At 56.3% G+C, this 25,678-nt stretch carries 26 protein-coding genes and 1 other RNA gene; 13 read left to right on the top strand and 14 right to left on the bottom strand.

The features are described from left to right. Positions 1-64: 64 nt before the first annotated feature. Together ffs and QWI16_RS16960 are read right to left on the bottom strand one after the other, a co-directional pair. Positions 65-161, bottom strand: an RNA gene (gene ffs / locus QWI16_RS16965) — signal recognition particle sRNA small type. Positions 162-249: 88 nt separating this feature from the next. Next, positions 250-1,728, bottom strand: a complete 1,479-nt coding sequence (locus QWI16_RS16960; RefSeq protein ID WP_302714966.1) for an AbgT family transporter — start codon at positions 1,726-1,728, stop codon at positions 250-252. A gap of 79 nt (positions 1,729-1,807) precedes the next feature. Between QWI16_RS16960 and tpx the strand changes: the two genes are divergently transcribed. Continuing rightward, a complete protein-coding gene (gene tpx / locus QWI16_RS16955) occupies positions 1,808-2,305 on the top strand; it encodes a thiol peroxidase (RefSeq protein ID WP_302714964.1) in 498 nt (165 codons plus the stop codon). A 32-nt stretch (positions 2,306-2,337) separates the two neighbouring features. Here tpx and QWI16_RS16950 read toward each other — a convergent pair whose 3' ends face one another. Then, positions 2,338-2,547 (bottom strand): hypothetical protein, encoded by a 210-nt coding sequence (locus QWI16_RS16950; RefSeq protein WP_302714962.1) that lies wholly within the window; start codon positions 2,545-2,547, stop codon positions 2,338-2,340. Positions 2,548-2,719: 172 nt separating this feature from the next. On the opposite strand from QWI16_RS16950, the gene QWI16_RS16945 reads away from it, so the two are divergent. The 4 genes from QWI16_RS16945 (at position 2,720) to QWI16_RS16930 (ending at position 6,328) form a co-directional block, all read left to right on the top strand. Further along, positions 2,720-3,574 (top strand): 6-carboxytetrahydropterin synthase, encoded by an 855-nt coding sequence (locus QWI16_RS16945; protein WP_302714961.1) that lies wholly within the window; start codon positions 2,720-2,722, stop codon positions 3,572-3,574. Further along, positions 3,571-3,966, top strand: a complete 396-nt coding sequence (locus QWI16_RS16940) for a YbaN family protein (protein WP_302714960.1) — start codon at positions 3,571-3,573, stop codon at positions 3,964-3,966. Before QWI16_RS16945 ends, QWI16_RS16940 begins: the two co-directional genes overlap by 4 nt. After that, entirely contained in the window at positions 3,959-5,002 is a 1,044-nt protein-coding gene (locus QWI16_RS16935) for a helix-turn-helix transcriptional regulator (RefSeq protein WP_302714959.1), read from the top strand. Before QWI16_RS16940 ends, QWI16_RS16935 begins: the two co-directional genes overlap by 8 nt. Before the next feature lie 69 nt (positions 5,003-5,071). Then, complete coding sequence (locus QWI16_RS16930) at positions 5,072-6,328, top strand: serine hydrolase domain-containing protein (protein WP_302714956.1); 1,257 nt, start codon at positions 5,072-5,074, stop codon at positions 6,326-6,328. An 8-nt stretch (positions 6,329-6,336) separates the two neighbouring features. Here QWI16_RS16930 and lpxL read toward each other — a convergent pair whose 3' ends face one another. The 3 genes from lpxL to fabV are packed head-to-tail and all read right to left on the bottom strand — an operon-like array spanning position 6,337 to position 9,349. Next, positions 6,337-7,257, bottom strand: coding sequence for an LpxL/LpxP family Kdo(2)-lipid IV(A) lauroyl/palmitoleoyl acyltransferase (gene lpxL, locus QWI16_RS16925; protein WP_302714954.1), 921 nt, complete (start codon positions 7,255-7,257; stop codon positions 6,337-6,339). A gap of 6 nt (positions 7,258-7,263) precedes the next feature. Next, on the bottom strand, positions 7,264-8,145 hold the full coding sequence (gene yihG, locus QWI16_RS16920) for a 1-acylglycerol-3-phosphate O-acyltransferase, YihG family (protein ID WP_302714952.1): 882 nt from the start codon (positions 8,143-8,145) through the stop codon (positions 7,264-7,266). A gap of 19 nt (positions 8,146-8,164) precedes the next feature. Then, positions 8,165-9,349: an enoyl-ACP reductase FabV gene (gene fabV, locus QWI16_RS16915; protein WP_302714950.1), complete on the bottom strand. Its 1,185-nt coding sequence runs from the start codon at positions 9,347-9,349 to the stop codon at positions 8,165-8,167. 158 nt (positions 9,350-9,507) lie between these two features. Between fabV and QWI16_RS16910 the strand changes: the two genes are divergently transcribed. Together QWI16_RS16910 and QWI16_RS16905 are read left to right on the top strand one after the other, a co-directional pair. Further along, positions 9,508-9,918, top strand: a complete 411-nt coding sequence (locus QWI16_RS16910) for an MAPEG family protein (protein WP_302714949.1) — start codon at positions 9,508-9,510, stop codon at positions 9,916-9,918. Between the two features lie 34 nt (positions 9,919-9,952). Further along, the gene (locus tag QWI16_RS16905) at positions 9,953-10,153 is read left to right on the top strand and encodes a hypothetical protein (protein ID WP_302714947.1); all 201 of its coding nucleotides are present in this window, start codon (positions 9,953-9,955) and stop codon (positions 10,151-10,153) included. On the opposite strand, the gene QWI16_RS16900 is transcribed toward QWI16_RS16905, so the two are convergent. After that, positions 10,150-10,437 (bottom strand): DUF6958 family protein, encoded by a 288-nt coding sequence (locus QWI16_RS16900; protein WP_302714946.1) that lies wholly within the window; start codon positions 10,435-10,437, stop codon positions 10,150-10,152. The two genes, QWI16_RS16905 and QWI16_RS16900, sit on opposite strands and share 4 nt — an antisense overlap. Positions 10,438-10,463: 26 nt before the next feature. On the opposite strand from QWI16_RS16900, the gene QWI16_RS16895 reads away from it, so the two are divergent. From QWI16_RS16895 to ychF, 6 genes are all read left to right on the top strand, one after another. Further along, complete coding sequence (locus QWI16_RS16895; RefSeq protein WP_302714945.1) at positions 10,464-10,592, top strand: hypothetical protein; 129 nt, start codon at positions 10,464-10,466, stop codon at positions 10,590-10,592. Positions 10,593-10,945: 353 nt separating this feature from the next. After that, positions 10,946-11,626 (top strand): hypothetical protein, encoded by a 681-nt coding sequence (locus tag QWI16_RS16890; protein ID WP_302714943.1) that lies wholly within the window; start codon positions 10,946-10,948, stop codon positions 11,624-11,626. 75 nt (positions 11,627-11,701) lie between these two features. Continuing rightward, complete coding sequence (locus QWI16_RS16885; protein WP_302714942.1) at positions 11,702-12,013, top strand: hypothetical protein; 312 nt, start codon at positions 11,702-11,704, stop codon at positions 12,011-12,013. Between the two features lie 175 nt (positions 12,014-12,188). After that, complete coding sequence (ydiJ, locus tag QWI16_RS16880) at positions 12,189-15,242, top strand: D-2-hydroxyglutarate dehydrogenase YdiJ (RefSeq protein WP_302714941.1); 3,054 nt, start codon at positions 12,189-12,191, stop codon at positions 15,240-15,242. A gap of 69 nt (positions 15,243-15,311) precedes the next feature. Beyond that, positions 15,312-16,271, top strand: coding sequence for a 2OG-Fe(II) oxygenase (locus tag QWI16_RS16875; protein WP_302714940.1), 960 nt, complete (start codon positions 15,312-15,314; stop codon positions 16,269-16,271). A 182-nt stretch (positions 16,272-16,453) separates the two neighbouring features. Continuing rightward, the gene (gene ychF, locus QWI16_RS16870) at positions 16,454-17,545 is read left to right on the top strand and encodes a redox-regulated ATPase YchF (protein WP_302714938.1); all 1,092 of its coding nucleotides are present in this window, start codon (positions 16,454-16,456) and stop codon (positions 17,543-17,545) included. A 94-nt stretch (positions 17,546-17,639) separates the two neighbouring features. Here the strand turns inward: ychF and QWI16_RS16865 are convergent, their stop codons facing one another. The 7 genes from QWI16_RS16865 to QWI16_RS16835 all read right to left on the bottom strand — a co-directional run bounded on the left by QWI16_RS16865 (position 17,640) and on the right by QWI16_RS16835 (position 25,474). Beyond that, complete coding sequence (locus QWI16_RS16865) at positions 17,640-19,775, bottom strand: MltF family protein (protein WP_302714936.1); 2,136 nt, start codon at positions 19,773-19,775, stop codon at positions 17,640-17,642. A 191-nt stretch (positions 19,776-19,966) separates the two neighbouring features. Then, a complete protein-coding gene (locus QWI16_RS16860) occupies positions 19,967-20,947 on the bottom strand; it encodes a phage integrase (RefSeq protein ID WP_302714935.1) in 981 nt (326 codons plus the stop codon). After that, the gene (locus QWI16_RS16855) at positions 20,944-22,230 is read right to left on the bottom strand and encodes a phage replication initiation factor (protein WP_302714933.1); all 1,287 of its coding nucleotides are present in this window, start codon (positions 22,228-22,230) and stop codon (positions 20,944-20,946) included. The genes QWI16_RS16860 and QWI16_RS16855 overlap by 4 nt, the downstream gene beginning before the upstream one ends. 88 nt (positions 22,231-22,318) lie before the next feature. Continuing rightward, positions 22,319-23,392 carry a zonular occludens toxin domain-containing protein gene (locus QWI16_RS16850; RefSeq protein ID WP_302714930.1) on the bottom strand — a complete coding sequence of 358 codons (1,074 nt, stop codon included), beginning with the start codon at positions 23,390-23,392 and terminating at the stop codon, positions 22,319-22,321. Position 23,393: 1 nt separating this feature from the next. After that, positions 23,394-23,714: a DUF2523 domain-containing protein gene (locus QWI16_RS16845; RefSeq protein ID WP_302714928.1), complete on the bottom strand. Its 321-nt coding sequence runs from the start codon at positions 23,712-23,714 to the stop codon at positions 23,394-23,396. 2 nt (positions 23,715-23,716) lie between these two features. Then, positions 23,717-25,174, bottom strand: coding sequence for a virulence factor TspB C-terminal domain-related protein (locus tag QWI16_RS16840; protein ID WP_302714927.1), 1,458 nt, complete (start codon positions 25,172-25,174; stop codon positions 23,717-23,719). Positions 25,175-25,243: 69 nt separating this feature from the next. Next, on the bottom strand, positions 25,244-25,474 hold the full coding sequence (locus QWI16_RS16835; protein ID WP_302714926.1) for a major capsid protein: 231 nt from the start codon (positions 25,472-25,474) through the stop codon (positions 25,244-25,246). Positions 25,475-25,678: the final 204 nt, after the last annotated feature.

Genomic DNA, 25,678 nt, shown 5'->3' with positions numbered 1-25,678 from the left:
GGTACCGGCCGCAAATAAACACGGCTGGGCAGACGGCGCAAGATTGGGGAAAAGTTGGAGATGACCCCACCAGCCACACCCCGGCACATGATATCACCGCTACCGTTGCTCCCTTCCGGGCCTGGCGGAGTTCACGGCTGATCATTGCGGGGGGACCGGCAGGGCCACCACTGCAGCGACAGAGCCAGTCTGTCGAGGCCGCGCATTATCCGCAAGTTGACCGCGCTTTGCAAGGCGCATTCACCGAGCCTAAAACCCCAAGGGTAGCCCTAAGCCAAGCCAGAGCGCGAAGGCCGCACTCCACACGAGCAAAAACACCAGCGAATAAGGCAGCATCATGGCGAGCATAGTGCCCACACCTATCCCCGGCCGGTGGCGCGCAGCAAAGGCCAGCACCACACCAAAATACGGCATCAAGGGCGTGACAATATTGGTCACGCTGTCGCCAATGCGGTAGGCCATTTGAGTTTGCTCGGGGGCAACCCCCAAGAGCAACAGCATAGGCACAAAAACGGGCGCGAGTATGCCCCACTTGGCCGACGCGCTACCGACAAACAGATTAATCAGCGCGCTGATCAGGATAAAGGCCATGAGTAACACCACCACCTGACCATCAAAGGCCGCCAGGGCCCCGGCCCCCGTGGCCGCCAGCAGACTCCCAAGCTGGCTCCAGCCAAACCACGCCACCGCCTGAGCCGCGAAAAACATCAGCACCAAATAGCCGGCAAGGGCCGACATGGCCTGTTCCATGCCAGCCGTGGCATCCCCCCTTTGCCGAAAGCGGCCGCTGAGACGCCCGTAGATTAAGCCGGCTATACCCGCATAAATCGCGATCAAGGGCACCAGGGCCTGTAGCGCAAACCCCGAGCCCTCGCCATCTCGCAGAGGCGCCCCTTCGGGTACCGCCAGCACAGCGACCAGCAGCGCAAAAGCCAGCGTCCATAGGGCCACCGCCTTGAGCCCTGTCGGACTGCCCCGGTCCTGCTCGGGCAACTCGGCCGCATCGGTATCCAACTCGCCGAGGTAAGGGACCACTACCCGCTCGGTGACCCAGGCCCCGGCGAGCGCCAACAGCAGCGTGGAAACTGCAGCAAAATAATAGTTAGCCGCCACACTTACCGACTCGCCAGGCGCCACCAACTGCAGCGCTTCGCTGGACAGGCCGGCGAGAATGATATCGGCCGGACCGAGCACCAGATTGGCACTGTAACCGGCTGACACACCGGCAAAGCCCGCCGCAATCCCTGCCAGTGCCGGCCGCCCCGCCGTCTGGAACAACAGACCGGCCAGAGGAATCAGCAAGACATAACCGACGTCAAAAGCGATGTTGGACAAAATACCGGCCAGCACCACCGCAAAACTCAAAAAGCGGCGGCGCAGCGCCAACACCACCCGCATCAGAATCACCCGCAATAGCCCCGAGTGTTCAGCGATACCCAAACCGAGCATGATCACCAGCACTGCTCCCACCGGGGCAAATCCGACAAAGTTGTCCACCATATGGGTCAGCGCCCAGTGAATGCCCTCGGCAGATAATAGACTGCGCGCGGCCACCGGCGCCGCCGCGCCGGGTAAATTCACCTGCCAGCCGAGCCACTGAGCCAGTGCCGAGGCGAGCGCGATGGCGAGCATCAGCCAGGCAAAGAGCACCACCGGTTGCGGCGAGCGATTGCCCGCGCGTTCAAGCGCCGCGAGGGCGCGAATCACAAACCCCGAATTATTCTTCATCAACTATCCTAAAGGCCTTGATTTCACACCACCTCAACACCATGTTCTCCAGTTCAATCACCCACTAAAGGAGACCACTATGGCCACGGTGACTTTGAAAGGCAATCCCATTCACACCAGCGGCGATCTGCCGGCAAGCGGTGCTAAGGCGCCTGATTTTACACTGGTCAAGTCGGACCTGAGCGAGCTGAAACTCAGCGACCTGAAAGGACAAAAGGTGGTCCTGAACATCTTCCCGAGCGTCGACACCCCTACCTGCGCCCAATCGGTACGCACGTTTAACGAGAAAGCCAGCGGCCTGGACAACACAACCGTTGTCTGTGTGTCACACGACCTGCCCTTCGCCCAGGCACGCTTTTGCGGCGCCGAAGGCCTGGACAAGGTGGTCACAGGTTCAGCGTTCCGTTCAGATTTTGCCGACTCTTATGGCGTGAAACTGGTCGACGGCCCGCTGGCTGGCGTTACCGCCCGCGCCGTGGTCGTTATTGATGAGTCCGGTGAAGTGAGCTACTCACAGCTGGTAAGCGAAGTGGCTGAAGAGCCCGACTACGAAGGCGCCCTTAAAGCGCTGGGATAACCGCCGCGAATCCGGCGCCCGCATGCCGAGCATCAGCGGGCGTCTGGGCGTGTGACCGGCGCGGCCAGGAAAAACACGATCCAGGCTAGCCAACTCATCACCGCGCAGGCGGCGAGCCATGCGAGTTTTTCCCCGCCCGTCACACGGCGTGAATAGGTAACGTCCAACAGAGGTAGCGCCCAGAGAATCAGCGCTAGAGGTAGAGCGCCCCAGACAATAGCGGTTTCGTTCAGTAAACCCATGCCACTTACCCTCCCTGTCCATGTGTGTTTTCCCGCACGCGAGTTGATAGCGCGAGTCAGCAGAGTAAGTCTGGCACAAATTCACAACCGCCGTTAGGCCTAATGAGAATCACCGCTCTAGCTGTTATCATATTGGCCCTGCCATCTAGCGCCATCTTGACTGTGTTCACTTATGCTTTTATTCGTCGACAACCTGACCAACGTAGATTTTAGCTATCTCGACCCCGAACGCGGCATCGTCGGCGAAACCTGGCTGGCCAATATTCGCCTGCACGGCGCCCTCAATGACGAGAGCATGGTGTGCGACTTTGGCAAGGTCAAAAAAGTGGCCCGCCAATGGCTGGATACCGAGCTGGATCACCGCTTGGCCGTGCCGGCGCTCTCCGAGCAGCTCAACCTCAGCCAAACCGGCGACACCCTGGCACTCACCTGGTGGCTAAAAAGCGGCGAAAGCATCGAAATCACCTGCCCCCGCCAGGCCATCGCCCTGGTCGATACCGACATTTTGACCACTGAGTCCATCGCCCGATGGTGTGAAACCCAGCTACTGAACGCTTTTGACCAACCACTGGATAAGCTCGATCTGGACTTTTCCACTGAGCAGATCGACGGCGCTTTCTATCACTACTCCCACGGTCTGAAAAAGCACAAGGGCAACTGTCAGCGCATCGCTCACGGCCACCGCTCGCGCATCGACATCTGGCGCGACGGCGTAAAAGCCCCCCAGCTGGAACACACCTGGGCTGAGCGCTGGCGCGATATTTACATAGGTACAGCGGAAGACCTGATCGGCCAGCCGCACATAGCCGGCGCCGATTACTACGATTTTGCCTATACCTCAGATCAGGGTGAATTTACCCTGCGTCTGCCCAAGGCCATGTGCTACCTGATCGACACCGACACCACTGTTGAATGCCTGGCCGAACACATCGCGGTGCGCACGGCGCAGGAAAACCCGGGCGCGGCGCTGCGCATCCGCGCCTTTGAGGGCATCAATAAAGGGGCCGAAGCCTACCGCGGCCAATGAACCAGACACCGCCGAGCAAACCCAAGTCCACGCTACTGCTGCGGCTGCCGTGGCTGATCCTCGCCTGGGTCGGCGCTCTACTGGGTTTTATCGGGGTGTTCTTTCCCGTAATGCCCACGGTGCCTTTTTTATTGGTCGCCGCCTGGGCCGCTTCCCGGGGCTCGCCCCGAATGCACCAGTGGCTCTACAGCCACCCGCGCTTTGGCCCCATACTCACCGCCTGGCACGACAAACGCGCCGTGCCCCGCTATGCCAAGCGGCTCACGCCCCTGCTGCTGATCGGTAGCCTGATGATTATGTGGCTGGCCCAAACACCCTGGCCAGTAATAGCAATATGTGCGGTGATTTTTCTGTGCGTGACCACCTACCTGTGGAGCCGGCCGGATGCTTAACCCCTCGGCCGAGCTGCTGGACATCTGCCTGCGGGCGGCAGCCATCGGGCAAATCCTCCTGCTGAGCCTGGGCTTTTTGCACCGCCCCTGGTACCCGGCAAAGCGGGCCCTTGCGTGGCTCGCCTTGTGCGCTGCCGGTTACCTGCTGCTTACCGCTCCAATCGCCGATGCGCACTACGGCCCCCTGCGCGGTTGGCTGTTGCTGCTCACCGACAGCGTGGCCTACGCACTGTGGCTGGCTACCATGCTCTATTTTCGCGACGATTTTTCCCCGGCGCGCTGGCCGAAGTTGCTCAAGGGCGCATTGTTGCTCTACGGCCTGTGGTTTATCTACTATTTTGCCGTTCTTCAGGGTATCGGCTGGTTTCACGATCTGAACCATCTGCTGTCTATCGGCCTGGTCGCCCACGTTATTGTCCACCTGCTGAAGGGCATGAGTGACGATCTCATTGATGCCAGACGCAGCCTAAGGGTGCAAGCTACCCTCATTGCCAGCGCCTTTTTTCTGTACCTCGGCTGCGTGGAGCTGGGGCCGGAGTTTATCCGCCATCACTGGTTGTTCGGTCTGTCAAACGCGGCCCTGATACTGATCGGCGTCAGTGCTCTGTCGGTTGCTTTGCTTCCGCGGCCTGGCCGGTCAAACGCCGACGAGCTGTCAAACACCGCTCGCGCACCCGCCCAGGAGCCAGCCAGGCAACCTAATCCACTGCAGCTTAAGCTGGATGCGTTTCTTGCACAGGGCGGCTACACCCAGCCCAACCTCACCGTTGCCTCGCTCGCCCGTGAGCTCGGTGGCCAGGAGTACCAGCTGCGCCAACTGATCAATCGCGAGCTCGGCTATCGCAATTTTTCCGATTTTCTCAATCACCATCGCCTGCCTGCCGCTGCCGAGTGCCTGAAAAGCCAGGACACGCCTATCACGAACCTTGCCCTGGACTTGGGCTACGGCTCAATCGGCCCGTTCAACCGCGCCTTTAAAGCGCGTTTTGCCTGCACTCCCAGCGACTACCGCCGCCAATTTCAAAATCGGCCATAGTTTTTTTGGAATCGGCGAGCCAGACGCCGGTGCGCCAACCACAATCGTCCTCCCACACAGGAGGACTCTATGCGACACAAACGACTTATTACCATTAGCCTCGCCGCACTGTTACCACTGGGCGTCTGCTTATGGTTTGCCTGGCCGGTCTACCAGTTTTTCGCCTACAAAGGCGATGCCCCCATGCCGGCCTGGGGCTTTGTGGCCCTACCCGCCGACGGGCCCAGCTCGAGCACACTGGATGACGACAACTATCGGCAGGCCGCCGAGCGGTCACTGGAAGCGATGAGCCGACACCGCCAGGCTATAAAGGCACCAGCGCTGTCGGCGGCCGTCGCCATTAAGGGCCAGCGTGTCTGGGCAGGTGCGGTGGGTTGGGCGGACATCGAGAACCGAGTGGTGGCCACGGCGCAAACACGCTTTCGCATTGGCAGCGTCTCCAAGCCCCTGACCATAACCGCGCTGGCCCAGCTCGTGGCCGATGGCACCGTCGATCTGGACACGCCGATTGCCCGCTACTTGCCCGAGCTGCCCAACCGTCAGTGGCATAAAATCACGGCGCGGCAACTGGCCTCTCATACCGCTGGGCTGATGGAGTACAAGCACACAGCGGAGTGGGACGGTCTCTACCGCATCATGGCGCTACAAACCCACTACGAGGATGTTGAGGATTCACTGAATATCTTTGATGACACGCCGCTGGCGTTCGAGCCGGGCAGCGATTTTCAGTACACAAGCTACAGCACTGTGCTCTTGAGCGCGGTAATGCAAAGCGCCGCCGGCACACCCTATCAGCAGTTGCTGCAGGAGCGGGTACTGACACCTTTGCAGATGAGCGCCACCGGCGCCGACCCCGGCGAGCACCGCGAGCCCATGGCACGCTTTTACTGGACGCAAGGCGATAGGGCCAAGCGCTGGCGCCAGGTGGATCTGAGCCACCGCCTCGCCGGCGGCGGCTTTGTCTCGACGCCCTCGGATTTGGTAAAGCTCGGATCGGCCTGGCTGGATACGGAATTTATTCCCACTGATGTTCGCGCGCGCTTCTGGCAGCCCCAGCGCCTCGACAGCGGCGAGCTCAACCCGCAACATTACGCCCTCGGCTGGCGGCTGCATGAAGGGGACGATTACATGGCCACCAACGTCAATCACGGCGGGGTGTCGCGCGGCGCCCAGTGCTGGCTGATGATCATCCCCGAGTATCAAATGACAATAGCGCTCAGCATGAACAGCAAAACCGATGAGTTTTGGGAGTTTGGCGAGTTGGCGATTTTTATCGCCCGTCATTTTATGGATTCGGTGGAGCCAATGGACGCGGTTAACGAGTAGCCCAAGCGCTACTCGTAGAAGCTGGCCTCGCCCTCGGGCCGGGTTTTAAAACGCGGCTGGGCCCAGAAATACTGCTCGGGATACTTGGCGATCTCCCCTTCCATAAAGCTGGCGATGCGCTGGGTATCGGCCACCTCATCGTCACTGGGAAAATCCGCAAACGGCGGGTGGATGATCAGATCGTAGCCCGAGCCGTCGGGACGACGGTATTGAGTAAAGGGAATCACCCGTGCCTTACCCAGTGCGACAATTTTACTGGTGGCGGTAATCATGGCAGTGGGCACGCCGAAAAAATTTACAAACACACTGTTCTTGGCCCCGAGATCGCGGTCGGGGGCGTACCAGACCGCGCGGCCTTTGCGCAGTCTGGCGATCATGGTGCGCACACTGTCACGCGGTATGGCAAGACCGGTTTTGCAGTAGGACTCGCGGCCCTTGCGCTGCAGATAATCATAAACCGCGTTGCTGTGGGGCCGGTAGAGTCCGTCAAACTCAATATTGCAGCCCAAGAACGCACTGCCAATGTCCAAAGTGCTGAAATGGGTGGTTAAAAGCAATACACCCACGCCGTCGCGCTCGGCCTCCTCCAGGTGCTCTTTGCCAGTGATGCTGTGCAGTTTGCGCAGCCGCCACTGGGGCCAAAACCAGCCGATACCGGTTTCAAAGGCGGCCGCGGCCATGGACTCGGCGTTCTTTTTCAGCAAGCTTTCGCGCTCTGTCTCGCTCATGTCGGGAAAGCAACGCTTTAAATTCTCCCGCGCGTAGCCAATGCGCTTTTTGTTCAAAAACAACAAAGGAGCCAGGCGCCTGGACAACCACATCTGCCAGCGAAACGGCAACTGCGCCAGTAAAAACCACGCTGTAGCACCCAGCCAAAAAAACCAATAGCGCGGGTGCAACAGGCCGAGAGAAAAGTGGGTGCGATTCATATATGCCTAACGCTGTTCGGACAACCGCTCAAGCAGTGCGTCTTTTTCCTGCCAGAGCCCGTTAACCCAGGATTGAAAGTGTGCCTTAAACTGCGGGTCGCGAGCGTAATCGCCAATTAAGTCGTCCGTCACCGGACGCTCTTGCACCACAACATCAATGCGCTTCACCTTGCCACCGAGATACTCCCAGAAATTGGGCCGCCCGCCCGGATAGTGAATGGTCACATCCAAAATCGTGTTGATGCGCCCGGACATGGCAGCCAGAGTAAACGCCATGCCGCCGGCCTTGGGAATCAGCAAATGCTGGTAGGGCGATTGCTGCGCCGCGTGCTTGGCCGGCGTAAAGCGCGTGCCCTCGACATAGCTGATGATAGTCACCGGTTTATTGCTGTAGCGCTCACACTGCTTGCGCGTCGTATCCAAGTCGCGACCGGCAAGGGCCGGGTCCCGCTCGATTTGCTCTTTGCTGTGTCGGCGCATAAACGGAAAATCCAGCGCCCAGCAGGCAAGACCAATAATGGGTATCCAAAACAGCGAAGTTTTCAAGAAAAACTTGAAGTATGGCACCTTGCGGTTTAGCACCCGAATCAGCACCAGGATATCGACCCAGCTCTGATGATTGACGATCAGCATAAACCACTGGCGCCGGGCAAAGGTCTCCGGCCCCTCCACCTTTAGCCGGGTAGGCAACAACACCTTCTGATGAAAATTGTTGCAGCTAATCCAAGCGCTGGCGGTTTTATCCAGCCAGCGCGTGAGCACAGGTCTGAGCGATGTGCGATAGAGCACAAGTTTGGCAAGCGACAGACTCATCAGCGGCACACCAATCACCAGAGTCACCACCACAAACAGGCAGAGACTCACCAGCGCGCGTAAATGACCTACCATGCCCATCACTCAAGGCCAATTAAAAATTGTGCTCGACCAGCGGTGAGGTTTCAGCGTCGTAGTCCACCGAGTCAAAACCAAAACCAAACAGCTTGAGGAAGTTAGCGTTATAGGTTTTGTAATCTGTCAGCGCCATCAGGTTCTCTTCGGTCACCTGTGGCCAAATGGCCTCCACCTCTGCCTGAGTCGCCGGGTCCAGTTCTTTGTCGTCCACTCTAAAGCGGCCGCCGTCATCCAGACGTGGGTTGGAAGTGTACAAACATTCGGTAAACAGGCGCTGCAACTGCTCGATGCAACCTTCGTGAGTGCCCTTTTCTTTCATCACTTTAAAGAGGATGGACATATACAAAGGCATTACCGGGATAGCAGCAGCGGCTTGAGTGACCAATGCTTTCAACACGGCAACATTGGCGCTAACACCTTTGTCAGACAGGTTCTGATTAATGGCACCGGCAGCCCGATCCAGATCCTCTTTTGCCTTACCGATGGTGGCGCGGCCGTAGATAGGCCAGGTCAACTTGTCGCCAAGGTAAGTGTAGGCCACGGTTTTCGCGCCTTCGGCCAGTACGTCGGCCTCGGCCAGGGCGTCCAGCCACATTTCCCAATCTTCGCCGCCCATCACCTTGACGGTTTGAGCGATCTCGTCGTCCGTTGCCGGCTCGACAGTCACCTCACCGATTTTCATGGTATCGGTATTCAGGTTCTTGGCCGTGTACCCCTCGCCGATGGGCTTGAGCACCGAGTTGTAGGTTTCGCCGGTGTTGGGGTCTGTACGCCGTGGTGAGGCCAGCGAATAGACCACCAGGTCGACCTTGCCCAAGTCTTCTTTAATGGCGGCAATCGCCTGGGCTTTAATCTCGTTACTAAAGGCATCGCCATTGATGCTGCGGGCGTAGAGGCCTTCCTTTTCCGCAGCTGCGTGGAAGGCAGCGGTGTTGTAGTAGCCGGCCGAGGCTGTTTTCTTTTCAGTCGGCGGTTTCTCAAAACACAAACCGAGGGTTTTGGCGCCGCTACCAAAGGCCGCGGTGATGCGCGAGGCCAGGCCATAACCCGTCGAGCAGCCAATCACCAGCACGTTTTTTGGCCCTCCCTCAATGGTGCCCTGGGCCTTGGTGTAGTCAATTTGCTCTTGCACATGAGCCGCACAGCCTTGAGGGTGGGCATTGATGCAGATAAAACCGCGTACTTTTGGCTTGATGATCATAGGTATTTCGGTCCTGTTGGTCTGGAATTCTCCGCCGGCCCCCACGCTCTGGAGAGATACCGGTTGCGGGCCTTCAAAGGGGGCTATTATAGTGTCCCTAACGCCGATTTACAGTGCCAATGCCCGGCGATCAAACTTTGATCAACACGGAGGTCCATATGATCTACCCCATGGCCGCCATGGTCCTACTGACCTTTGCCGTCGCCCTGACCATGCTGAGGGCGAGAATCCGGGCCGTTAAACAGCATCAGGTCCCCCTGGGATACTTCAAAACCTATCACTTGCCGCCCGATCAACTGCCCGAGGCCATGGTGCTCACCCAGCGCTGCTACAACAACCTGCTGGAGATCCCGCCGCTGTTTTACGCCGCCTGCCTCGCCGCCATGGTGACCGGGCTGACAGGCCCAACCATGCTGCTATTGGCGTGGCTGTATGTCGGCCTACGCGCACTGCAAGCGATCATTCACCTAACGCGCAACAAAGTCATCTGGCGCATGCGGGTCTTCCTGCTCAGCAATGTCTGCCTGGTCGGCATGTGGATTCTGCTGGTGCTGCAGCAGGCTTTTTAACGGTAGCGGGACAACACAAGGAGCATCAAACGCAGTGAGTAATGACAAAGTTGTAGAGAAAAAATGGCCATACTTGGCACTAGCACTGCTCATGACCCTTGCAGGGGTAAGCATGCTAGTCTTTAGAGCCCAGCAAAGCGGCATCTTCCCGGTCGCTCAGTGCGTCATTGCCGTTATCCTTTTGTTTAATGCGGCCCTACTTGCCCGTAAAACAAATGGCAGCAATAACCATTAGAGCACCTTCACTAATCGCTGCGGCCAGACACCTGCCAACCGCCGCAGCTTGCCTTTAACCTCCAGACTCAACTTCACTGTTGTGGTGTACCAGCCCACAGAACCAATGGGTTTGTCTTCCGGCAGGTATTTAGCCACTTGCGTCGGCAAGCCTTTAAAAAATAAACCGGGTTCAGTGTCGGGTACTGCAGACAAAATAGCTTCGGCGACAAAATCGTACTTCCATCGGTCGATACGTACGGCCTTACGACCTGTAGCCGGTGTTTCACAGAGTACTCGCTCCATCAAACCATTCCTTACGTTTTACTATAATGACTGCCAACTCTGAGGATAGCTTAGGTCAAAATTGGATCAGTCAGTCGACGATTCACGCGTCACCCAAACCCGAAGAAACGCGCATCATGGAAGAGCTCAAAATTCACTACCACATCGATGGCTGAACTTCAGTCTACACATGGTCAATGATCCTAGAGACTGACTCAAAGCGCCGTTAGCCAGGACATAGGTACTCGACTTTCTAGCCCCCTATGTGCCTTTGATCCCCCAGTATTCTCGAAACACCCTCGGCAGTCATCTGTCGAGAGCGCCACGCATTCCCAATCCAATGTGACAGGGTTCACTTGTAAAACTCGCTGAACTCGATACTTGAGCAGTTGCACTTACTGATATGACTCAAGTGGCACTCCCATTTCCATGATCAAACGAAAGTGAGACGACGCCTCTACCCGAGGCTGCTTCACTGCGTCCATCGGTTTACATCACCGAAGCCAATAACCAATCAAAGGATGGATAAATGGACGCCAAGCTCATCCTCACAGCACTCGTATGTTTTTCTTTGGGTCTGATAACAGCCACTGCGCTTGATAAAACAGCAGAACCGGTCGCCAGCGTCGAGATACGCTCTACCGCTTCTCTGACGTCCGAGCCAGAGCAACCGGCCGCCCCTAAAAAGATAATCCCCCGGGCCACCAACCAGCGCGGTGAGGCAGCCTCAACCAAGGCCGTACAAGCGCCCGCCGCCGCAAAACCGCCAGAACCACTCGACACAGAACAGCAACAAAAGCTGGCCCAGCTACAAGCTGAAAAATTACAACGCAAAGCCCGAGACTACGCCCGCCTGCGCCGGCAAGCGAACGGGGATATGACGGGACAACTGAGTGCCCAATTCGAACAGCAAGAACGCGACATGGGCTGGTCCTACCAGCAGGAAAACGCCATCAATCAAGCACTTCGTTCGCTTGAAGAAACCCCCTCCATCGTCAGCAACGAGTGCCGTGCCTCGCAGTGCCGCATTGAGCTGATTACCCCGAGAGCCTATCAAGCCCCAGTCAACCACCTACTTGAGACGCTGTTTTACGACGAGTCGTCAAAGATCCCCGTGGGCGACTACATCGCGCAGGCCGACCCCACCACAGGCATTACCACGGTTTATCTGGACAGAGCCGAGGATAGCGCCAGCCTGCTGGATCAGTAGGCACAAGGCTTTGGGCGGACGCCCAAAGGAGAGCTGGAGTCCGGCTCTCAGTCAATACCAACGAAGGAGAACACCATGAAAAACGTAAAACTCACCGCCGGTTTGGGCGCGTTACTCTTGGGTTTTTCAGCCAGCGCGCTGACCTATGAATACCCAGAAGTTCAGTACTACTCGCAAACCGCTCCCACGCCCTACGATGAAATGTTCCAAGAACGCGCCGGTTGCGAATGGGAATTTGTCACCAGCTACGGCGGCTGGGGTGGTTATATGTTTGTCTATGAGCCGGTGGGCGCCTGCCAGTACAGCGAGCAGCACGTCTCCTGGAGCGGATACCAGGGCACATCGGCCTTTCGCTATGGTTACATCACCATCACCTACGAAGACTGACCCCCTTCCTTGTTGCCCGGCTCCGCCGGGCAACGCTGCGGCCGACTAAGCCCCACTCAGGCCGCAGTTGATCGTGCATCTATTACCCGGCGCTTGACGTATCATACCCACACTGGCTCAAAGCGCCGTTAGCCAGTAAAATAGACCCTCAACTTTCCAGCAGTCTGTACGCTCTATGATCCCCCGTATTCGCGAGACATCACCGGTCCAGTCGGTTTACCTGCAATTTATCGAAACCCTTAAAGATCAAGGGTTTGCCGGCGACCTCAACCCGGATTACGCCAACCGCACCGTGCTGTCCACGGACAACTCCATCTACCAGGTGTTGCCCCAGGGCGTCGTCTACCCGCGCCATATGGACGATTTGGTACTGATTGCCAAGCTCTCGCAGCGCGATGAGTTTCGCCAGGTGGTGCTCAGCCCGCGCGGCGGCGGCACGGGCACCAACGGCCAGTCGCTGACAGACGGCCTGGTGGTGGACATCTCCCGCCACATGAACCAGATTCTGGAAATCAATGAATCCGAGCGCTGGGTGCGCGTGCAAACCGGCGTGGTCAAAGATCAGCTGAACGCCGCGCTCAAACCCTACGGACTGTTTTTCGCCCCCGAGTTGTCGACCAGCAACCGCGCCACCATCGGCGGCATGATCAATACCGACGCCTCCGGCCAGGGCTCTTGTCTCTACGGTAAAACCCGCGACCATGTGCTGGCCTTGAAAACTGTGCTTCTGGATGGCAGCGTGTGCGACTCTGAGCCCGTCTCGGACGAACTGCTGGCGAGCCGCCGCGAGCAATCCGGGCGTATCGGCGACATCTACTGCGCCGTAGACGACATCGAGCGGGAAAACCGCGCACTCATCGACGCCAAGTTCCCCAAGCTCAACCGCTGCCTCACGGGCTACGACCTCGCTCATGTGCGCACCCAGAGCCAAGCCTTTGATTTAAACAGCGTGCTGTGCGGCAGCGAGGGCACACTCGGGTTTATCGCTGAGGCCAAGCTCAACGTTTTGCCCATTCCCAAAGTCGCCGCGCTGGTCAATGTCAACTACCGCGACTTTAATGCTGCCTTGCGCGATGCCACAGAGCTGATGAAAGCCGGCCCCACGTCCATTGAAACGGTCGACTCCAAAGTCCTGAACCTGGCCATGAACGATATCGTCTGGCACAGCGTCAGCGATTTTTTCCCGCCGGTGCCGGGGCAGGAGATCAAAGGTATTAACCTTGTGGAATACACCGCGGACTCACAGCAAGAGTTGGAGGCGGGCATCAAGCGCCTGACCGACGCGCTGGACGCCATGAGCGAAGCGGACAAAGAGACCACCGGCCGCATCGGCTACACCATCGCCATGGGCCATGAATCGGTCAACAAAATCTGGGGCATGCGCAAAAAAGCCGTTGGCCTGCTGGGCAACGCCGAAGGCGAAGCGCGGCCGATTCCTTTTGTAGAAGATACCGCGGTGCCGCCCGAGCACCTGGCCGATTTTATCGCCGAGTTTCGTGAACTGCTGGACAGTCACAAGCTGCAATACGGGATGTTCGGCCATGTGGACGCCGGCGTTTTGCACGTGCGCCCCGCCATCGACATGAAAGACCCCGAGCAGGAAAAACTGATCCGTCAAATCTCCGATCAGGTGGTGGCTCTCACGCAAAAATACCACGGCCTGCTCTGGGGTGAGCACGGCAAAGGCGTGCGCTCGGAGTACGCGCCGCAGTTTTTCGGCGAGCTCTATCCCTGCATTCAGCAGGTGAAAGCCGCCTTCGACCCCTACAATCAATTAAACCCGGGGAAAATTGCCACACCCGATAACAGCGCCCAACTGCTGACCATTGATGGCGTCGTCACCCGCGGCCAGCAGGATCGCAAAATTCCCGTCGAGGTCTGGGACGGTTACAGCGAAGGCATGCACTGCAACGGCAACGGCCTGTGCTACAACTGGAACCCCAACGACGCCATGTGCCCCTCGTGGAAGGCCACCCGCGAGCGCATTCACTCGCCCAAAGGTCGGGCCTCTTTGATGCGCGAGTGGCTGAAACAATTGAGCGAGCGGCAGGTCAACCCACTGGAAGAAACCCAGCAGCTGCGCAAGCGCTGGTTTATAGCCGGCCTGCCCGCACGTGCGCTCAACACCTTTAACAAAAAGCGCGGTGAATATGACTTTTCGCACGAGGTCAATACCGCCATGCAAGGCTGCCTGGCGTGCAAATCCTGCGTCGGCCAGTGCCCGATTAAAGTCGACGTGCCCGAGTTTCGCGCCAAGTTTCTGGAGCTTTACTACAGCCGCTATTTGCGCCCATTAAAAGATTATTTTATCGGTTCACTGGAGTACCTGATGCCCACCATGGCCCGGGTGCCCTGGCTGTATAACGGCCTGATGAAGCCAGCGTTTATGCAAAAAATCCTGGCCAAAACCGCCGGTATGGTGGACAGCCCCCTGCTCACGGGCATTCATCTGGACACCGCGCTGCAAAAGGCTGGCGCCCGCTACGCCACCGCGGAAAACATTGCCACGCTAAACGCAGAGCAAAAAGCCAAAACCGTCATTCTGGTGCAGGATGCCTTTACCAGTTACTTTGAAACCCAGCTGGTATTGGATGCCATTAAACTGCTGAAGATTCTCGGGTTTAACCCCATGCTCGCGCCGTTCAAACCCAACGGCAAGCCCCTGCACGTGCACGGTTTTTTGAGCGGCTTTGCTAAAGCCGCGAACAATAACGCCCGTATGCTTAACTCCCTGGCCGATACCAAGATCCCGCTGGTGGGCCTGGAGCCGTCCATGACCCTGGCGTATCGCAGCGAGTACAAAAAGCTGCTGGGCGAACAAGCCCCATCAGTGGCACTGATACAGGAGTGGCTCGCCGCACAGGACATCACAGATTCCACCGCCTTGTTTGGCAAAAGCGACTACAAGCTCCTGGCCCACTGCACCGAAAAAACCAACGCGGCGGCCTCTATTAGAGACTGGCAAACCGTGTTCGGCGCCCTTGGGCAAACCCTCAGCGTGGTGGACACCGGCTGCTGCGGCATGGCCGGCACCTACGGTCACGAGCGCGCCAACGTGGACACATCGAAAAAGATTTTTGCCATGAGTTGGGAGGCCGTGGTCACCAATGCCGACAACAGCGGCAAGCTGACCGCCACCGGATACTCCTGCCGCAGCCAGGTCAAGCGCCTGCTCGACGAGCGTCTGCCCCACCCGTTGCAAACACTGCTGACGGCCTATCAGGGGTAAACCTGCTTTGTGAATTTGCATACGCGCTGAGGTATACTCAGCGCAAAAGCCATAACACGAGTAAACCCTATGTCCCTGTCGGACTACCTAAGCCACACTACCTTGGCCGCTGACGATCAAATGGCAGAGACGTTTCAGCAGGCTCGCCCCTTCTCGCATTTGGTCGTGGATAACTTTTTTAACCCGACATTCTGTGAAGCGCTGCTCAGCGAGTTTCCCGCATTTGACGATGAACGGGCCAAAAACGAAAACGGCACCCTAGGCCGCAAGGCCACTTACCCGAACATTCGCGATATCGGCCCCACCTACCAAAAGCTGGACACGCTCATTAAATCGCGCGAGTTTTTAGACTGGGTCAGCAAGGCCACCGGCATCGACGATTTGATCTACGACCCGGACTATTTCGGCGGTGGCACGCATGAAAACTGCCACGGCCAGGATCTCGATCCCCACGTCGATTTCAATCGACACCCGGTCACCGGCCACCACCGCCGGCTCAACCTCATCGTCTATTTAAATCACGAGTGGTCCGCGGACTGGGGCGGGGCCATTGAGTTCCATACCGACCCGCGCCTGCCCCCTCACGAAAATGCCATTACCGAAGTGGCACCTTTGTTTAACCGCTGTGTGATTTTCGCCACCCACGACCACTCCTGGCACGGCTTCAAGCGCATTAGCCTGCCGGCCGGCGATAGCGACCCGCACACACGCAAATCCGTGGCACTGTATTTTTACACGAAAACCCGGCCAGCGGCTGAATACCATGGCCGCCACTCCACCATCTACATAGAAAGGCCTCTCCCGGAGCACATCCGGCCCGGTCAGCTGCTCAGCGAGCAAGACTATCAACAGATTCAAGCCCTGCTGGCGCGGCGCGATCAGCATCTGGCGCGTCTGTACCGCGACAACCATCGGCTGCAAAACCTGCTGGATAACCTGACCAACAGCCGTACCTTCCAGCTAGCCAGACGCGGGCTCAACCTCGCCTGGCGCGCAAAAAAGCGCACCGAGAGGCTGTTTAAGCGCTAGTGTCCGCGCAACACAGCCAGAGACCTTGTAGGGTGCGCTGAAATTATGCGAACTTCTCGGACAGGACACTAGTTCCAAGCTCAGGCGTAGCGCACAACCGGCGCGCCGAATCATGTATAATCCGCCGTTTTGAGCGTTTTGCACTCAATTTCCTGTTCACGTCTAGGCAAAGAGACATCGTCATGGGTTTTAACTGCGGTATCGTCGGGCTCCCCAATGTGGGTAAATCCACTCTGTTTAACGCGCTGACCAAAGCGGGCATTGGCGCCGAGAACTTCCCCTTTTGCACCATCGAGCCCAACGCCGGCGTCGTGGCCGTACCCGATCCGCGTCAGGACAAGCTGGCCGAGATCGTCAAGCCGGAAAAGGTCATCGCCACCACCATGGAGTTTGTCGATATCGCCGGTCTGGTCGCCGGAGCCTCCAAGGGCGAGGGCCTGGGCAACAAATTCCTCGCCAATATTCGTGAAACCGACGCCATTGCCCACGTAGTGCGCTGCTTTGAAGACGAAAACGTCATCCACGTGGACGGCAACATCAACCCCGCCTCGGACATCGAAGTCATCAACACCGAGCTGGCCCTGGCGGACCTGGAAACCGTGGAAAAAGCCATTCAGCGTTTTGCCAAGGCGGCCAAAGGCCAAGACAAGCACGCCATTGCCATGAAAGCGCTGCTGGAAAAAATCCAACCGCATCTTGATGAAGCCAAACCACTGCGCTCGTTTGAGCTGACCGACGACGAGCGAAAGCAGCTGCGCGAGCTGAGTCTGATGACACTCAAGCCCACCATGTACATTGCCAACGTTGCTGAAGACGGCTTTGAAGACAACCCGCATTTAGATACGGTGCGCGCGATTGCCGCCGAAGAAAACGCGGTGGTTGTCCCTATCTGCAATAAAATCGAAGCTGAAATCAGTGAGCTGGATGACGAAGAGAAAGCCGAGTTCTTAGAAGCGCTGGGTATGGACGAGCCCGGCCTAAACCGTGTGATTCGCGCGGGCTACGAGCTGTTAGGCCTGCACACCTACTTTACCGCCGGTGTTAAAGAAGTGCGCGCCTGGACCATCCCTGTGGGCGCCACCGCGCCGCAAGCGGCCGGTAAAATTCACACCGACTTTGAAAAAGGCTTTATTCGCGCCGAAGTTGTCGGCTACGACGACTTTGTCGAGCTCGGTGGCGAACAAGGCGCAAAAGACGCCGGCAAATGGCGCCTGGAAGGTAAAGACTATATCGTCAAAGACGGCGATGTGGTGCACTTTCGGTTTAATGTTTAAGTAATAAAAAGTCAGACGTCTGAGGTCGGACGTCTGACGCTCTTCTTTTTGGTCTCTGACTCCAACCGCCGACGTCATACTCTCATTGACCGTTTTACCTAACCTTGTTCTTCGAGGCCAGATAACCCCGGTAGCGGTCGCGGATGTTGCGGACATACTGCACAGGCTCGGTGCCGCGCACATAACCGAAGCGCGCTTTGCTGTAGTACTCGCGCCGGGACAAGAGCAGCATGGCCCGCTCGACGTTGCCAAACCAGACGTCCGGGTTCCAGCCTTTTTGCCGGGCCAGGCGACGGGCGTCCTGCACATGGCCAAAACCGGCGTTGTAGGCGGCGAGGGCAAACCACAACCGCTCGTCCAGCGGCAGGTAGTCCTCAAAGCGATCGCGCGTCCAGTCCAGGTAACTGACGCCGGCCTCAATGCCCGACAGCTCATCAAAGGGCACGGTATAGCCCAGTTCTTTCGCGGTGCTGGGCAACACCTGCAGTAAGCCCTGAGCACCGGCAAAGGAGCGGGCGTCGGGCTCAAAGCGGCTCTCCTGATACATTTGCGAGATAATCAACTGCCAGTCAAACTGATACTCGCGCCCCAGAGGTTTGACCAGATGGTCATAGGGCGAAAGGCCATCGCTCACGGTCAGGCGCTCGCCCTGATACTTGCCGATTCGCTCCGGGTTTCTGAAATATTTGTTGTAGGTCACGTTAAAAAACAGGCCGCGATAGTGGCGGTTAAGAAACTCATTCAGCGAGGCCAGCAGCTCGGTATTGTCCGGGCGCACGGCCCAGGCGTGATCCTGCTCGGTAAACCCGTAACCGGGTACAAGGTTGGTGGCAAACTGGCGCTCGATGCTCACCAAATGGCTGTCGGCAATGGTGGCATCAAAGCCGCCCTCGGCCACCGCCAGCAAAATCTCGCTGCTGGACAAGTTATCGTTAGGGGCGGTGACGGTGACATCAATGCCCAGCTCGCGAATCTCCTGCGCCGTCTGCCAGTAGGCGTGCTGGGGGTTGATAACGAGCGTGCGGCCGTTTAAATCCTCAAGCGTGTCCAGGGGCGGCCGGTCATCGCCGGTCACCAACTGCTCGGCCACTTTGTTGTAGTACCGGGTAAACGACGCCCTCTCAGAGCGCTCCGGAGTCACCGTCATGGCTGCGGCGATGACATCACCACGACCGGCGAGCAGCCATTCAATAGGGTCCACATTGGGCGGCGCGACCAATACCTCCAGGCGCAGGCTCTGCTCGCTGGCGTACTTTTTCACCAGGTCGTACTCAAACCCCATCAACTCGCCGCGCCACATAAAATAGCTGGTGGGGTTGTTGCGGGTGATCATGCGGATCACACCGCGCTCTTTGATGCCACTTAAATCGTCGGTGCGATAGTCGCGCATGGAGGCGTAAATGGCGTAGCGGGTCAGAAACTCATTCAGGCGTGTTTGCAAATGTTCACTGCCCGGCCGCATGGCCCAGGCCACGGGCCGGGTGGCGGAAACGGCCAGCCCCACGGTGAAGTCCTCCCGGTACTGGGAGAGCGTCTGCGCCACGCCATCGTCCAGCACCGTCGCGTCGTACTCTCCGCTGGTAACCAAGTCCACCAGGGTATCCGGGTTGCCATCGAGCTGGCGCACCACCACGGTAAAATCGATATCCGGGTGCTCGGCTTTCACATCGGCCAGCGTTTGCTCATAGGAGGAGCCCTTGGGCACCAGCAGGCGCATACCGGCCAGCTGCTCCAGAGAATCCACCGAGGGCGCGGCCGCAGGCGTGATAATCCGCTCAGTGGCGCGGGAAATCGGCAGCGAAAACAAGACGTTATCCGCCCGCTCGGCGGTGCGGGTCATATGGTTGACCACCAGATCCCCCTCACCCGCCAGCAACGCCGGGATCAGGGCATCCAGCGAATCTTTGATAATCCACTCGGGCTCCAGGTTATTCAGGCGGGCGAACTTCTCCGCCAACTCGCGGTAGCCCTCGGAGGGCATGCCCGAGCGCGGCAATCCCTGATACTCGCGCCGAGGCGCCAGCAGCCGCAGCACCCCGCGCTCGAGGAAGGCGGGCAAATCCCCGGTTTCCACGTAGTTCTGAAAACCCGGCGGTGGCGCCGGCTCGGCGGGTGCCGACGAGGCAGCGGAAGACACCGCCCCCGCCTCGCTCGCCACCTGGCCATCCGGTGAACAACCCAGCAAAGCCAGGGTGAAACCTACAAACAGTATGCGTATGATCTGTGCCATTGCGTCCAAAGTATGCTTAAATTGTGAACGGGCAGAGCACTATAGCATGGACCTTTTCGCCTCTGCCGAGCACAGCACTCATAATGCTGGGGTCGGCGGTTCAAGTCCGCCCCTAGCTACCATATTTAGAAAGGGTCGGTAGGTTAGCGCCTGCTGACCCTTTTTTATTTCCTACCAATTTCCTACCAACTTCAAATTAAAGCCCCATTCAGAGGCGAGAAATCCGGCACTGTATCCATATACCGTGGTGACAAATGGGCGTATCTCATGGTGACTTTTAAGTCCGTGTGACCGAGCAATCTTTGCAGTACGAGTATGTCCCCGCCGTTCATCATAAAGTGACTTGCAAAGGTGTGACGAAGCACGTGTGACATCTGGCCATCGGGTAAAATAATTTCCGAGCGTTGAACCGCTTGCCTGAAAGCGGCATAGCAATCATCGAATAATCTACCCTGGGGAAAGGCTAAGCCGCGAAGGTATGCCGAGAGCTTGGGGCGTATGGGTATGACCCTCACCCTGCCGTTTTTGGTGCCGGCGTAGACCACCCTGTCTTCGAGAAGCTGGGACGACATGAGACGGTTTGCTTCATTCCATCGAGCACCAGTAGCCAAGCATAGTCGAGCGACAGCGCCGGTATGGTTGTTCCTCGATATATCGCACTCTTCCAGGAGTCGGGCTATCTGCACTTTGGTGAGGTAACTCAGTTCCCGTTCATCCACCTTGAAGGTACGAATTTTAGACATTGGGTTGTCACCGGTGAACAGGTCGAGCCGGATTAACTCTGCGTACACAGCCCGGAGATACCTTGTCTCGTGATTGATGGTGTTTATAGAGACTTCTTTTAACCTTTGTTCCCGGTAGTGCGCGAACTCAGCGGCCGTGAAGTCTATTGCCCTGGGATCACCGAGGCGCTCCACTATCCTAATTGTGCGGGTCAGGCGGTATTTGTGGTCCTTGAGTGTGCAGCCGTGGACGTTGTACCAGAGCTGGACGAATTCAGAGAGGCGCATGTTATCGGCGGGCGTTGATAACTGACGCTTCTTTGAAAGAAACTCGGTTTCAATCTCTTTGCACTCTTTGCGTGTTTTCCGAATGCGCTTTATTCGAGGGCCTGACGAGCCAAACGGGTAGAAATCGAGTTCATAGCGGCCATCGGGTAACTTTCTGATCATGCAGCGACACCGGACAGCAGATGGGTTTGCATTTTGTCTTTTACGAACTCGAGAAGGACCGAATATAAGGCCTCTGATTCGCCGTACAGCTTCACATTGAAGTAATGAGCCAAGTCAGCCTGTAAACCCGATTCCAGAAGACGGGAGACAACGTATTCAGGTTTAAAACGACCTCTTGAATAGAGCTTGATCTGATTGCCTAACCAGAAGGCGACATTGCGCCGTGAGCACTCACTAGGCGGCTTATGGGCTCGTTTGTACAGCAAGTCAGGTGAAGGGCAGAAATACTGCACGTCTTCAATGAGGGACTGCCAGAGCGGGTCTATGTAGCTGGTTGAGTGTTGGAGTCGGAAATTGTTCAGAGCGTACTGCCAGAGAGCGGTCAGGTGTGGCACGAGGTCAGAATAGTTTTTGATGCTGACAGAGCGGCCCTCAGCGTCTTTGGTGCCCCAACTGAATTGATTGATCACAGAGTGATGAAAACGCGCCTCTATACGGTGTACGGTATCGCCCTGCTCATACTCAGAGATTGGGTTACCCTCGCTGAAATCGCCGTCAAAGTCCGCCCTGGGCACTTTGCCCCACACCCCTTCCCAGAACCCTATCTTGTCGCTCTTAATGGCCTCAGCGGTTTTGTCATAGACGCAGAATTGAAGTGCACCGGCAGACCCGAAGGTATACGACTGGCCAGAACCATAGATAACAGCGGTTTCATTGAGGGCGATCTGTGCGTTGCTGATGGAGTTGAACTTGTATTGGCGCTTAGCCTTGGCGACTAGACGAGCCTCAAAGTCAGACGGAATCACCAGCCCTTTGACGTCAGTGGCGATATGGACGGAAACTCCGGCGTGTACCAGCTGGACGCAGAACAAGGCGGCAATGCGGTCTATTTCGGCTGTCAGCGCTTCCGGGGAGTACTCGCTGATGGTCTGAGGGGTGACCTCGATTTTCAGGTGTGAGGCGGACAGATCGGCCTCAGCGTAGAAGGATTTAAGCAGGACGACGAAGCCAATATCTAGGTTTTTGAGGATGAACTGGTAACCGCTGGCCTTGCTGGACCGGGTAATCAGCCAGTCTATACCGCCAACGGTGAAGAACTGATCAGAGCCCTCATAAGCGGTCTGTAAGTCCTGCAGGACGTCAGGACGGATCAGGCAGTTATACAACTGTTTTACGGTATCAACACCGCTGTGCAGGTAACGGAGCCCGGAGAGGTCAACGGTTTTGTTTTCCATCATGAAAACGGACCCTTCACGATGCCAGCGCTTATTTTCGTATCTCATAGAATCACCCTGAATATTACTATTTTGTGGTTCGCTGTGTTTCTGTGTGGGGTATCACTCCCCTTTTTATTAACGTGTTACAGAGACGTTAGTAGGGCTCAGAGGGAACCTTAATATCGAGGCTTGATATGTAGCGCGTTGAAGGCGTGCCGGTTGATCGGCGCTCGTGCCTCGCGCTCGACTCATCCGGCCCGCCCTCTCGCTGCTGATTCTGGTAAACGAGGTGATCAAACGGGCGATTAACGAGCCACTTTCTACAGACTTGCTGTGAAACGTCATTGATGCGGCTGCCCTGCTGGGTGAAGCAATGGCATGTATTTTCAAATTCCATACAGCCCGCAACACGGGGAACTTCAACAACCTGCATCGCTTTTTGACGATATAACGGAGCGGTGTAAGGAAGGCCGGGAATTTCAGGCTTTAAAAGCTGTGGCCAGGTCATAGAATCTTCGTCGACAACCTGTGACTTCGAAGCCGGGCCGTTTTGCTGGGTGTTAGTCTGCGTCGTCTGCTGGGATGCGGATGAGCCACCGGTTATAGCGGAAAAAGCGTAATAGATCGAATAGGCCACGAGCATAAGCAGAAGAGGAATAATAAACAAAACCTTTGGCGGTCTGAATTTGTGTGTATGGACTTCAGCGGACTTGTAAAGCGGGAAAATATCGGACGGCTGCCCTATTCTGGATTTTGTTGTAGCGTCTAGCTGGGCTTTGCTTTTAACGTCTTTAACGCCTGTACCGCTGTGGTGTCGAATAGCGTATTTAGCGCCGTACGGTCTCACATAGTGTATATGCTCGTTAGCAAGCTTGCGGGCATGAGAGTCTAAAAGCGTAGGGTCCTGGGTAATGAATATGAGATCAACACCTTTGTGCCGGTGAGTCTCGATTTCAGATAGTGAACGCGGAACAGGCTTCGAAGCTGGGCGGATGGGCCATAGCTGCTGAGCCTCATCTACGATCAAAATCCCATTAGCGGGAATTTCATCGTACCAAGTCATTACCTGTTCTTTTGTGAGCTCAATCCAGCCGAGGATCTTTGCGCCCTCTTCACTTAATGGGATGTTGTAATAAAAAACAGGGCGCTTGCCGGTGTGCTTTTTATTGGTAGCAATGGTATGAAGAGTCTTGCCTGCGCCAGGCAAGCCGGAAACGATTGTGAACATATTAGGCCTCGGTTTCGACGTTCATAAATCCGATTCGCTTAATAGCACCGGAAACTAAGCGGAAAGTGATAGATGACATGTAAGCGGAGGCGACGAGCGTTATAAAAACGTCAATACCGGCCAAGCCGCATATAGCAATAACGTTTGCGGGTATACCAGACCAAGACGTATTGATGCGGTCAAACAGTTCAGTAAGTGCTACATCGATGCCGGTGTAACTGATGACACCAACGCCGAGAGCGAGCATTACACGAGCGACCAATGGACCAGTAATGGTGGCTAGAAATACGGCAATGGGTGAAAAGATAGAGGGCATTTGCATAATTAACCTCCTGTGAATGATCTAAAGAAAACGAGAGCGGCGATGATGTAGCCGAGAGCGATGATAAATGGGCGAAGATCGGCAGCGAGATCGCATATGGGCTGCCATGTTATTTCTCGCGTTACACCAAATAGAGAAAAACCAGTAGGTGGAGGACAAACGCCGCCGCCCATGCCGCTAGCATCAAGGTCATTGTGAGCCGTGAAATCATTTTCTTCCTCTTGAATGGCGTTTGCGGTGTTGTCCTGTGGATCATCAAGAAGTGAATCACCAGCGTTATATTCATCATCCCCTTCTAGGTCTTCGCGCCAGAGCTTGTCCTGACAGCGTACGTTGAAAGTGTGCTCTTGAATCGCGCATTGGATTGGATCAGCGTTTGAGCCGCATTGGGGGGCTATGACTTCTTCTTCTGTACATGTACCGTTATCGAGTCCAGAGCCACACTCTTCAACTTCAGGGTCACAGTCCCCGCCGGGGCCTTCACCCTCACCGCACTCGTCACCTTCACAGTCACCTTCACCATCGCCGGAGTCACCGTAACCATCCCCGTTTGGTGAACCGTCTTCATCATTGGGTATGCCATCGCCATCAATATCATCATCGTCACTGTTTGGTGTGCCGTCTCCGTCCATATCGTCGTCTTCACCGTCTTCGATTCCGTCACCGTCGATATCGGGCGGAATACTGCTTGATGATGATGAAGAGGATGAACTAGACGATGAGGAACCTGATGAGGGATTGTCGCTTGATGAGCTGCCTTCGCCGTTATCGTCAGACGAAGAAGAGGAAGAGCCTTCTGAAGAACTGCTTGAGTGATCACAGTCAGCGTAAGTCACGAATTCGGTTTGAAAATTTTGAGGATTACAAACTTGGGCGATAAATGTGTAATTGACAATATAAGCGGAGTCGCCTTGTACTTCACCGACAGTTGTCGGCGATGCGATGCAAAATTCTGCAGTTTCACCAACGGCTAATTGACAAAGCTGGGCAGGAAATCCGGGACAGTTGGAATATTGATGTGGGTTAGATTGTAAAGGTTCTCCAGCATGAGGGCCGCAGACGTTCTCAGGTGTATATGTGCACAGATAGCCGGAGGCATCGGGATTTCTGTCAGGGCCGGAAACGAGCTGTAGAACTTGGCCGGGATGGAGGTAATGAGTATAGGTGGCCTCACAATACCCCTTGCGCCATTTACCTTCGTTGCCTTCAGTAGGGTCTGCGTAGCGGTAACACGCTGTTCTGTCCTGACTGCACTGGGCCATCCAATCATCGAATGCCTGACCAGTTGAGATGTATCCTGTGCTGACGGTTTGAGCTTGAACAGTAATCTCTTCGCCGGGTTGAAGCTCAGCGTATGAAAAAAGCGGAAGTAAAAAAATACAAAATAGAAAACGCTTCACTTGACTAAACCCCTGAACAGTAAGGTGAATGCGGTAAACATAATGAAAAAGTAAATCCATTCCCAAGTAATCATTAGCAGACCCTTAAAGTAAAAACCGGGCCGAAGCCCGGTGTTCAATTCCGGCGGTTTACATCAAGCGCTTTGCGAGCTTGAAGGCCAAGATAGTGGCGAGTACACCGAGGACGGCAGAGCCGATTGCAATGACAACGGCATCTGCAGCAGTGATAGAAGAAACCACAGCAGCTGGGTCAACCTGTGCAAGTGCAGTTGAACCTGCGACCATGAGTCCAGCGGCAGCAGCGGCTGCTAGAGCTTTGATGCGACGAGAACGAGAGTGAAGTTGTACGACTGTTGACATAGGTATTACCTCAAAAAAGATTTTAGGGAATCCGCGTTAGCAACGATCACAAAGATCAAGGCATAAAGGCCTAGAATTGCACCTAGTAAAACGTTAGCTTCAGCGAAGGTTATCGGCGGGAGAAGGCCCGCTGATTCGGTAACAGTGCCCAGGCATTGAACTGTGCCGTCAGGGAGAATGTTCCATTGCGAGCACTGTAAATTG

This window comes from Gilvimarinus algae, from assembly GCF_030518215.1.
GTDB lineage: Bacteria > Pseudomonadota > Gammaproteobacteria > Pseudomonadales > Cellvibrionaceae > Gilvimarinus > Gilvimarinus algae.
This window is presented reverse-complemented; position numbering and strand designations above follow the sequence as displayed.